Below are 9,870 nucleotides of genomic sequence, written 5' to 3'. Positions count from 1 at the left end.
GGCCGGCCGACGGGCCGGACCGGGCCGCGGCTAGCCGGCGCGGGCCGGCGCCGGCGGGGTCCGGAGGCCGCGCACTGCAACGTCGCCGACGACCGCGGGGATGATCGGGGTGGAGGTGACCTGGCCGGTGACCGGATCGGGTTCCAGGCCGAGCACGGTGCCGAGCACGGAGACCGCCGCCGCCGCCGACCAGGCCTGCGGGCGGCAGGCGGCCGGGTAGGGAACCGCGGCGGCAACCAGGGAGGACGCGTCGCCCGAGTGCAGTTCCGGCATGCGGTAGTCGAATGATTCGGCCGCCGCGAGCAGCCCCTCGATCAGGATGCCGGCCTCGGCACCGAAACCGGCGCGCCCCAGGCCGGCGATCGCGATCGCTGTGTCGTGGGTCCACACCGAGCCGCCGTGGTAGCTCAGCGGCCAGTAGCCGACGGAGTCCGTCGACATCGTGCGGAGACCGTAGCCGGAGTTCAACTCCGGGGACACGAGCCGGGCGGCCACGAGGGCGGACTCCTCCGCGGAGAGCAGCCCGGTTCCGAGCAGGTGGCCGATGTTGCTGGTCACAGTGTCGACCGGGCGCTTGAAGGCGTCGAGGGCGACGGCCGGGTAGCGGCCGGCGGGCGCGTCGATCCAGAACGAGTCCCGGAACCGGGTCTGGAGCGCGGCCGCCCGGGCGCGCCAGGCGTCGCCGCCGGCCCTGCCGAAGGCGTCGAGCAGTTCGGCGCCGCCGATATAGGCCTCGTAGGCGTAGGCCTGCACCTCGCAGAGGGCGATCGGTCCATCGGCGAGGCTGCCGTCGCGCCACTGGATCGAGTCGCCGGAGTCCTTCCAGCCCTGGTTCGCGAGGCCGTGGCCGGTGATGTCGACGTATTCGAGGAAGCCGTCGCCGTCGCTGTCGCCGAAGTCGCGCATCCAGCCGAGGGCAGCTTCGAGGGCAGGCAGCAGAGCCTCGACTTCTTCGGTGGCCAAACCCCAACGGTAGGCGTCGCGCAGCAGGCAGATCCAGAGCGGGGTGGCGTCGACGGTGCCGTAGTACAGCGGCGGCAGCGACAGGCTCTCGCCGGGCATCGAGTACACATCGGGGCGCAGTTCGTGCATGATCTTGCCGGGCTGTTCCGCGGTCTCGGTGTCGCTCTTGGTGCCCTGCAGCTGCGCGAGCAAGCGCAGCGTGGAGCCCGCGATCTCGGTGCCGAGCGGCAGCAGGAAGCGCGCCGCCCACAGGGAATCCCGGCCGAACAGGGTGAAGAACCAGGGGGCGCCGGCGGCCAGGAACGGCTCGGCCGGACTCGTCGTGGTGGCCATCCGCAGACCGGTCAGGTCGTCGAGCGCACGTGCCACCCAACGTCCGAGGCGCTCATCGCCGGAGCGCACCGACACCCCGGACCACTCAGGCAGCCCCGATGCGGCCTGCACCACGGTGGCCGCGTGCGCGATCTCGACGGTCCACTCCACGGTGACGCTGCTTTTCGCGGGCACGGTGACCGACCAGGTGCCGGTGACCTCGGTGTCAGCCTCGGCGGTCGAGCCGGTCAGCACCCCGTCGTCGCTCACCCCCACCAGCGCCGCCACGGTGTCGGTCGACAGACGGATGCCCCCGCTCGCCTCCGTCACAACGACATCCGGTGCCGCGGGCAGGTCCACGCCCCCGAAAGCGTCGCGCTCGGCGGCACCCGCGAGGCCGGCCTTTACGGTCTGCATATCGGCGAAATCGGGCGTCAGGCGCACGGACACGGTCGTGTCGACAGCCTGCTCGAGTCCCGAGATGATCTCGATCCGTTCGGTCAGGCGCCCCGCGGTGACCGTGCGGGTGACTTCGAGCCGCAGCCGGGGGTCGGCGGTGCGGTCGTCGAGGTGGCGGAGCAGCGACGTGAAGGTGACCTCTCCCGCGCCGCGCTGGGCGTGTCCGATCGCTTCGCCGGTCCGGCCGCCGATCAGCAGGGACCAGCCGGAGAGGATCCGGGTGTCCGCGTGGTACAAGCCGTGGATGGGTTTGTCGGTCTGCCCGTCGGACCGCGACCACGCCTGGGTCGGGGCCGCCAGAACGATGGCGGAGTCATGGAGCAGAGGCTGGACGGGGTGAGAGAACATGAGCGAGGTACGACTCCAGAGGGGGTTGTGGTGCGGATCTGCAGAAGAAACAGAAGGAACAGAAGGAACAGATGGAATGGAAGTAGAGAAGGAACAGAAGAAACAGAAGAAACAGAAGAAACAGAAGGAACAGAAGGAACGGAAGTAGCGAGCGAACGGAAGGAAAAGGGTGGAGAGAAGGACTACTCCTTCACCGCCCCATCGGTGGTGTTCATGATGCGTTTCTGGAAGATGAAGAACATCACCGCGACCGGGATGGTCATGATCGCCGCCGCGGCCAGCTTGAGTGGGTATTGCGTGCCCTGGCTGAGCTGCCCGGAGGCCAGTGACGCCACGCCCTTGGTCAGCGTCGTCAGCTCGGGGGACTGCGTGGCCACGATGAAGTGGGACAGCTCGTTCCAGGACCCTTGGAACGACAGGATGATGATGGTCACCAGGGCCGGCCGGGCCATCGGCAGAACGATCGACCAGAACACCCGGAAGGTGCTGGCCCCGTCGATGCGTGCCTGCTCCTCCACACTCGCCGGAATCGACTCGAAGAAGTTTTTCATGATGAAGACGCCCGCGGCATCCGTGAGCAGCGGCACGATCATTGCAACGTAGGTGTCGTAGATGCCGAGCTGGTTGATCACCAGGAACTTCGGGATCAGGAGCACGACCCCGGGCACGCTCATCACGGCGATGAGCAGCGCGAAGATCACGGTGCGGCCCCGGAAGTGCAGCCGCGCGAGGGCGTAACCGGCCAGGGAATTGAAGAAGACGCGGCCGAGGGTGACGAAGACGGTGACGATGGCGGAGTTCTGGAACCAGACCGGGAAGTCCGAGTTGAGGAACAACCTCTCGTACGCGGCCGTGGACCAGGTCTGCGGCAGCAGCGACATGGGATTGCTGGCGGCATCGCCATCCGTTTTGAAGGAGGTGGCGACCTGAATCAGAAACGGGGCGATGTAGATCATCGCGAGCACGATCAGGATCGCGTAAAGCAGCGATCGGCCGGCGATCGCGCGGGTCGGCAACTGTTCCCGGCCCAGGGCGCGCAGGCGTCGGGAGGGAGAGACGGTGCGCTCGCGGGTTCTCACCGTGGTGCTCATTTCGAACCTCCGGATGTCGGGCTCTGCAGATACGGACGCATCCGCCGGTTGGAGACCTTGCGTTCGGCCAGCAGAGCGCGCTGGAACAGGGTGAAGGCCACGATGATGACGAACAGGATGAAAGCGATCGCGGCGCCCTGGCCCCAGGCCTGGTTGGTGAAAGCGGCCTGATAGGAGAGATAGGCCGGAGTGAGCGTGGTCTTGCCTGGTCCACCCTGCGTGCCGGTATAGATCTGGTCGAAGACCTGCCAGGCGCCGATCAGGCCGAGGGTGAGCACGGTGAAGAGGGTCGGTCGCAGCTGGGGGAGGGTGACCCGCCAGAACCGCTGCCAGCCGTTGGCGCCGTCCATCATGGCGGCCTCGACGACGTCGCCGCTGAGGTTCTGCAACGCGGCGATGAACAGCAGCATGAACGTGCCGCTGGTGGTGAACACGGCCATCAGGATGAAGGCGCTCATGGCCACGGATGGCCCGGCGAGCCACTCCCAGAAAGAGATTCCGAGGAACGTGTTGCCGGTGAGCGCGGCCGGGCCGGTCTCGACGCCGAACGCTCCGAGGATGTTGTGCAGCACGCCGCTGGGGTCGTTGAACCAGTTCGGTCCGTTGACGCCGATGAACGCCAGCAGTTTGTTGACGGCGCCGCTGGCGCTGAACAGGAACAGCCAGAGCACCGTGATGGCCACCGAGCTGGTCACCGACGGGAAATAGAACGCGGTGCGGAAGAAGCCGCGGCCGCGCAGGATCTGCCGGTTGACCAGCACGGCCAGCAGCAGCGACAGCATGGTCTGGGTCGGCACGACCAGGAGGACGTACCAGGCGTTGTTACGCAGCGCTGTGCCGAAGTCCTGTTCGGCCAGGCCGCCGCCGCCGACCAGGGCGGAGTAGTTGTCGAGGCCCACGAACGACACTGTGCCGCTGAAAGGGCTGCCGCGGCCGTTCCAGTCGGAGAAGCTGACCCAGAGGGCCATCAGCACCGGGATGACCAGGAACAAGCCGAGCAGGATGATCATCGGGGCGGTGAAGAGCCACCCCGAGGCGGTCTCGCCGCCCCGGATATTCGAGCGGCGAGCCGTGCGTGCAGGCGTCGACATGGTGGACTACTTCAGCAGTGCTTCGAGGTTCTTCTGCACGGAATCGAGAATCGCTTGTGCGTCCCCGGTCTTCAGCGACTCGAGCTGGGCGTTCAGGTCGCTCGTGACATCCGCGGCGCCCTGCACGTTGGGCACGCCCTTGGCGTAGTCGGCGCCGTCGAGGAAGGCCACCAGGGTGGGGTTGGCGCTCTTCCAGTCTTCGGCGGCCGACTTGATCGAGGGCATCGGGCCGAATTCTTCCGAGAAGGTGAGCTGGGCATCCTTGCTGGTGAGCTGTTCGACGAGCTCGAGCGCGCCGGCCTGGTTGGGGCTGTCGGCGGCGATTCCCCAGCAGTTGGTGAACTGCAGGGTGCCCTGGCCCTCCGGGCCTGCAGGCAGCTCGGCGACCGTGTAGTTGACGTCGGGGAAGTCGCTCTTCATCGCGCCCGTGATCCAGTTGCCCTCAATGGTCATGGCCGAGAGCTGCTTGCCGAACGCCTCGCCACCCCACCCGGCACCGATTTCGCTGGCGTAGCTCATCACCCCGTCGTTCAGGAGGGTCTGCGCGTATTCGAGGCCCGCGACGTTCTCCGCGCTGTTCGCGGTGACCTCGGTGTTGTCTTCGCTCATCAGGCTGCCGCCGGCCTGGGCCATGAACGCGCCCAGACGGGCGTATTCGCCGCCGAGGGCGAGTCCGACCTGGCTGTCGGTCGTGAGCGTCTTGCTGACGGCCGCGAGCTCGTCCCAGGTGGTGGGGATGTCGGCATCCGTCAGCCCGGCCTGAGCCCAGAGGTCGTCGTTGATGATCAGACCCAGGGTCGAGAAGTCCTTCGGCGCGCAGTAGAAGTCGCCCTCGTACGTGAAGGAACTGACCAGGCTCGGGTAGAAGTCGTCCTTGTTGGCCAGATCGTCGCCGTAGGCCAGGAGCGAGCCGTTCGAGGCATAGCCGGCGAGCGCATCCGTCGACAGGTAGAAGACGTCGGCGGGCTTCTGGGCCGCGAAGCCCTGGGCGAGCTGCTGGTTGAGATCGCTGGCGACGCTGACCTTGGCGTCGGTGCCAGAGGTCTCGGACCAGGCGGCCACGGCGGCGTTGACGGAGGCGGTCTCGGCGTCGCCGCTGGAACCGATCAGAATGTTGAGCCCCTGGGTGGAATCGCTCGTGAGCTCTCCGCCCGAATCGGCGGTGTCGCCGCCGAAGCCGGATCCGGAACCGCACGCGCTGAGGGTGAGGGCGCCGGCCACGGCGAGCCCGGTTCCGATCAGCCAGCGGGAGTTGCGTCGTTGCATCTTGTTTCTCCTTGAGTCGCGCATCGATGCGCGTTTGCTTGTGTAACGGTCACGATAGCTGAATTCATTTGATCGATCAAACTTTTTTTTGATCGATCTAATCACCGTGTTTCCGCGATCCGTCGAGACGCGGTATTCTGTGCAGAACAATATTTGATCGTTCAATTCACGGGGGCAGGCGCGTCCGACAAGGGCGTGGGGCAGGAGCGGCGATGGGTGGGTTCCCCACGGTGACGGATGTCGCGCTCGCGGCCGGCGTCTCCCGGCAGACCGTCTCGAATGTGATGAATTCGCCCGGCATCGTGCGCACCGACACCCGCCAGCGGGTCGAGGCTGCCATCGCCGAACTCGGGTACCGGCCGCACGCCTCCGCCCGCCGGCTGCGCACGCGGCGCAGCTCGACCATCGGCATCCGGCTGGACCCGGTGATCGACGGCATCTCCGGTTCGGTGCTCGACCGGTTTCTGCACGCCGTGACCGAGCAGGCCGACGCCCAGGGGCTGCGGGTGCTGCTGTTCACGGCCACGAGCCCCGAAGACGAGATCATCCAGTTCCGGCGCCTGAACGACGGCGCGGATGTCGATGGTTTCGTGCTCACGTCGACGTTCGCCGGCGACCCACGCACCCGATGGCTGATCGAGAACGGCATCTCCTTCGTCACCTTCGGGCGGCCGTGGGGAGTCGACGATATGAACGACCCGCAGCACCTGTGGGTGGATGTGGATGGCTGGTCCGGCCTGCACGCTGCCACGCGGACACAGCAGGAGACCGGAGCCCGGCGCATCGCCTACATCGGCTGGCCCAGCCCGTCGGGCACCGGCGATGACCGCCGACGAGGCTGGTACGACGCGATGATCGAACGCGGCGACGTCTCGGAGCGGGACTTGGCCGAGCTGGAGATCGTCACCACTGACGGCGTCAGCCAGGGCACCGCGGCCATGCAGCAGTTGCGGCAGAACGCCGGCCAGATCGATGCCGTGCTCTGCGCGAGCGACTCGCTCGCCCTCGGGGCGATGATGGCGAACCCCGAGCGTGTGCCCGTCACCGGCTACGACAACACCCCCATCGCCGCCGCGATCGGGCTTTCCAGCGTCGACCAAGCAGTGGACGAGGTGGCCGCCGGAGTGCTCGAACTGCTCACCGGCGAGTTCGGCGGCAAGGTGCACGGAGCCCCCGAGTCGGCCGAACCCCGGCACCGGATGGTCACGCCCCGGCTGGTCGTGCGCGAGTTCGCCGCCATCCCGATGGACGTGCCGCGGTAGCCGCTAGCATGGCGCCATGACTCTCCCCGAGGTTGTCGGACTCCCTGTTTCTATCGGTGTCCCCGTCCCTCTCGCTTTCGCCCTGCCCGACGCGTGGAACCTCGCCGGTCGTACGGCCCTGGTCACCGGGGCCGGCAGCGCCTCCGGGATCGGATTCGCCGCGGCACGGATGCTGGGTGAGCTCGGTGCACACGTCGTGCTCACCGCCACGACCGAACGCGTGCACGAGCGAGCGGCCGAGCTGACGGAACGGGGCATCGCGGCATCCGGCATCGTCTGCACCCTCCACGCCGAGGCCGGCGCGCTGGTGCTCGCCGACTCCCTCGCGACCGCCGGGCTGGCGCCCACGATTCTGGTGAACAACGCGGGCATGGTCGCGGTCGGCGATGCCGAGATGCTGCACGGCGACGTGAGCACCACGTTGCCGGACGAGTGGGACCGCGGCCTCGCGATCAACCTATCGACCGCCTTCCACGCCACGCGCACCGTGATCGGCTTCATGCACGCGGCGGCCTGGGGGCGCATCGTCACAGTGTCCAGCGTGTCTGGGCCGGTGATGGCGTCGCGCGGGGACCTGACGTATGCGGCCGCGAAGGCTGGTCTGGCCGGGCTCACCCGAGCGCTCGCCGTGGATGAGGCCTGGCTCGGCATCACCGCCAACGCGGTCGCACCGGGCTGGATCGAGACCGGGTCGCAGCTGGAGAGCGAGGCAGTCGAGGGCGCGCTCGTGCCCGTCGGGCGCAGCGGCACGGCTGCCGAGGTGGCCTCCGTGATCGCCTGGCTGGCCTCGCCCGGCGCGTCATACGTCACCGGCCAGACGATCGTCGTCGACGGCGGTAACAGCGTGGCGGAGGAGCGCCGGTAGCGGCGGCCGGTCCGGCAGACGGTGCGGCAGACGGTGCAGTTGAATAGACGGGTGACTTCTGCACTGATCGACCGGCTTCGCGCCGACCTCGCCGCCGCCAACTTCTCGGTCTCGGCCCTCACTGGCCTGTGGGGGATCGAAGCGGATGCCGCGTTGCGCCGCAACCAGCGGGTCCCGGCGCTGCGGGGGCTGGAAGGTCTCCGGGAGAGGCTCGGGCACGCCGAACCCTGCGCCACACTGGCTCGCCTGTTCGTGCTCGGCCTGCCCGTCGACCGTGCGGATCTCGATGTCGCCCTCCCCGCGCTGGGTGCCGCCGGGGCCGAGGAGCTCGGCCTCGCGGTATCCGTCGACGCCGGTGTCGACGCCGGTGTCGACGCCGATGTCCTTCCGGGTGTCGGCCCTGTTGCATCCGGTGCATCCGGTGCGGCCGGAACCCTCCGCCCGCTCCTCGAACTGCGGCCCTACAGCTTCGTCGACGCGCATGGCGCCGGAAGCTGGTGGATCGTGTCCGACCTGGGAGAGCTCGCACTCGGCCACCCGCTCGGCGAAAGCCATGTGCTCGGGGTGGGTGGGGCATCCCTCACGTTGACCGGGCTACTGATCCCGACCCCGGTGGCCAGCGCCCTCGACCTGGGCACCGGATGCGGAATCCAGGCCATGCACGCGTCCCGGCACGCCGACCGGGTGGTAGCCACCGACATCTCGGTGCGAGCCCTGGAGCTTGCCGCGCTCAACGCGGAGCTGAACGAGATCGGGAATATCGAGTTTCGCCTCGGGAGCCTGTTCGAACCGGTCGCGGGGGAGCGCTTCGACCACATCATCTCCAACCCTCCGTTCGTGATCACCCCGCGTGTGCCGGGTGTGCCGGCCTACGAATACCGCGACGGCGGCCTGGTCGGCGACGCGCTCGTCGAGGCGGTCGTGCGCGGCGCTGCCGAACATCTCACCCCCGGCGGCGTCGCCCAGCTGCTCGGGAACTGGGAGTACCACGCCGGCCAGGATGCCTTCGAGCGTCTGGCCGCCTGGCTCGCCACCCCTGTCACCCCTGTCACCCCTGTCACCCCTGTCACCCCTGTCACCCCTGTCACCCCTGTCACCCCTGTCACCCCCGTCACCCCTGTCACCCCTGTCGCATCCCCTGCATCGCCAGCTTCCGCCCCGCTGCGCCCTGACGAATTCGACGGAGATTTTGCCCCAAACAGCCCGAATTCGGCGCGTTTGGCCCCTCTGGGAGCTGAATCTCCGTCGAATTCGCATACGCCCGGGGCGGAAGGTGCCGCCGGGGCCGAGGGTGCCGCGAGGGCCGGTGCCGAGGGTGCGCACGGGGGCCAGCAGGAGACCGTGCAGGCCACGGATGCCGCCGCACTCGACGCCTGGATCATCGAACGCGAGGTGCAGGCCCCCACGCTCTACGCCGAGACGTGGATCCGAGACGGCGGCACCCGCTCCGACACCGCCGACTTCGACCGCCTCTACGGGGCCTGGCTCGACGACTTCGCGGCGCGCGGCGTGAGTCAGGTCGGCTTCGGCTACATGCTGCTGCGCCGCCCGGCCGCCGGCACCCCCACCTTCCGTCGGCTCGAACGCCTCCCCGGCACCCTCGGCCACAATCCAGGAGGCATGGGCAGCCATCTTGCCGCTTGCCTCGCCGCCCACGACTGGCACGCGGCGACGGATGACGCCCGCCTCGCCCGCGCGCGGCTCGCCGTCGCATCCGATGTCACCGAGGTACGGCACTACTGGCCCGGCCAGGAGGACCCCACCCTGATGACGCTGCACCAGGGCACCGGCTTCGGCCGGTTGATCGCGCTGGACACCGGCCTCGCCGCCCTGGTCGGCGCCTCTGACGGTGAGCTCGACGTCGGCTCGATCGTCGCTGCGCTGGCCCAACTGCTCGACGTCGATGAGCGCGAACTCGCCGCGGACCTGCTCCCGCGCGTGCGGGAGCTGCTCGAGGACGGCTTCCTGCAGCATCGGCTCGCCTGACGTGCTGTGTGCTGCCATCGTCTGCTGCCAGCCACGTGCTGTGAGCTGACGCGCTGACGAGGACCCCGCCCGCCACCAACGCACGCTAGACCGCCACCAGCGCACGCTAGACCGCCACCGCGTCACCGGCGAACGCAAACTCGGAGATTTTCGCGAAACGCCGTATTTCAGGGTGGGATGCCGCGTGTCGCGACAATCTCCGAAGTAACGTGCGCAGACCCCACTCC

The 9,870-nt window shown here is 68.5% G+C and carries 7 protein-coding genes; 3 read left to right on the top strand and 4 right to left on the bottom strand.

Features of this window, described 5'->3' with window-relative positions; translation table 11 throughout:
• Positions 1-30: 30 nt before the first annotated feature.
• The 4 genes from E3N94_RS08270 to E3N94_RS08255 form a co-directional block, all read right to left on the bottom strand.
• Positions 31-2,082: a glycogen debranching N-terminal domain-containing protein gene (locus E3N94_RS08270; RefSeq protein ID WP_134401119.1), complete on the bottom strand. Its 2,052-nt coding sequence runs from the start codon at positions 2,080-2,082 to the stop codon at positions 31-33.
• A 182-nt stretch (positions 2,083-2,264) separates the two neighbouring features.
• Positions 2,265-3,173 (bottom strand): carbohydrate ABC transporter permease, encoded by a 909-nt coding sequence (locus E3N94_RS08265; protein ID WP_104099332.1) that lies wholly within the window; start codon positions 3,171-3,173, stop codon positions 2,265-2,267.
• Positions 3,170-4,264: a sugar ABC transporter permease gene (locus E3N94_RS08260; RefSeq protein ID WP_104099333.1), complete on the bottom strand. Its 1,095-nt coding sequence runs from the start codon at positions 4,262-4,264 to the stop codon at positions 3,170-3,172. The genes E3N94_RS08265 and E3N94_RS08260 overlap by 4 nt, the downstream gene beginning before the upstream one ends.
• Positions 4,265-4,270: 6 nt before the next feature.
• Positions 4,271-5,530 carry an extracellular solute-binding protein gene (locus tag E3N94_RS08255; RefSeq protein WP_134342176.1) on the bottom strand — a complete coding sequence of 420 codons (1,260 nt, stop codon included), beginning with the start codon at positions 5,528-5,530 and terminating at the stop codon, positions 4,271-4,273.
• 212 nt (positions 5,531-5,742) lie between these two features.
• Here E3N94_RS08255 and E3N94_RS08250 point away from each other — a divergent pair, with 212 nt between their 5' ends.
• Genes E3N94_RS08250 through E3N94_RS17155 form a run of 3 tightly spaced genes read left to right on the top strand, consistent with a single transcriptional unit; the run spans position 5,743 to position 9,643 of the window.
• Positions 5,743-6,792 (top strand): LacI family DNA-binding transcriptional regulator, encoded by a 1,050-nt coding sequence (locus tag E3N94_RS08250; RefSeq protein WP_134570068.1) that lies wholly within the window; start codon positions 5,743-5,745, stop codon positions 6,790-6,792.
• Between the two features lie 16 nt (positions 6,793-6,808).
• Positions 6,809-7,657: an SDR family NAD(P)-dependent oxidoreductase gene (locus tag E3N94_RS08245; RefSeq protein WP_134401118.1), complete on the top strand. Its 849-nt coding sequence runs from the start codon at positions 6,809-6,811 to the stop codon at positions 7,655-7,657.
• Between the two features lie 51 nt (positions 7,658-7,708).
• Complete coding sequence (locus E3N94_RS17155; protein WP_241987088.1) at positions 7,709-9,643, top strand: methyltransferase; 1,935 nt, start codon at positions 7,709-7,711, stop codon at positions 9,641-9,643.
• The last annotated feature ends 227 nt before the right edge of the window (positions 9,644-9,870 follow it).

The organism is Cryobacterium sp. Sr3 (genome assembly GCF_004402835.1).
GTDB lineage: Bacteria > Actinomycetota > Actinomycetes > Actinomycetales > Microbacteriaceae > Cryobacterium > Cryobacterium sandaracinum.
Note: the sequence above shows the minus strand (reverse complement) of the source record. Positions and strands in the feature narration are given on the sequence as shown.

Coding starts and splice junctions, on each gene's coding strand:
- E3N94_RS08270 (WP_134401119.1), bottom strand. CDS start 2,082: ATGTTCTCTCACCCCGTCCAGCCTCTGCTCCATGACTCCGCCATCGTT.
- E3N94_RS08265 (WP_104099332.1), bottom strand. CDS start 3,173: ATGAGCACCACGGTGAGAACCCGCGAGCGCACCGTCTCTCCCTCCCGA.
- E3N94_RS08260 (WP_104099333.1), bottom strand. CDS start 4,264: ATGTCGACGCCTGCACGCACGGCTCGCCGCTCGAATATCCGGGGCGGC.
- E3N94_RS08255 (WP_134342176.1), bottom strand. CDS start 5,530: ATGCAACGACGCAACTCCCGCTGGCTGATCGGAACCGGGCTCGCCGTG.
- E3N94_RS08250 (WP_134570068.1), top strand. CDS start 5,743: ATGGGTGGGTTCCCCACGGTGACGGATGTCGCGCTCGCGGCCGGCGTC.
- E3N94_RS08245 (WP_134401118.1), top strand. CDS start 6,809: ATGACTCTCCCCGAGGTTGTCGGACTCCCTGTTTCTATCGGTGTCCCC.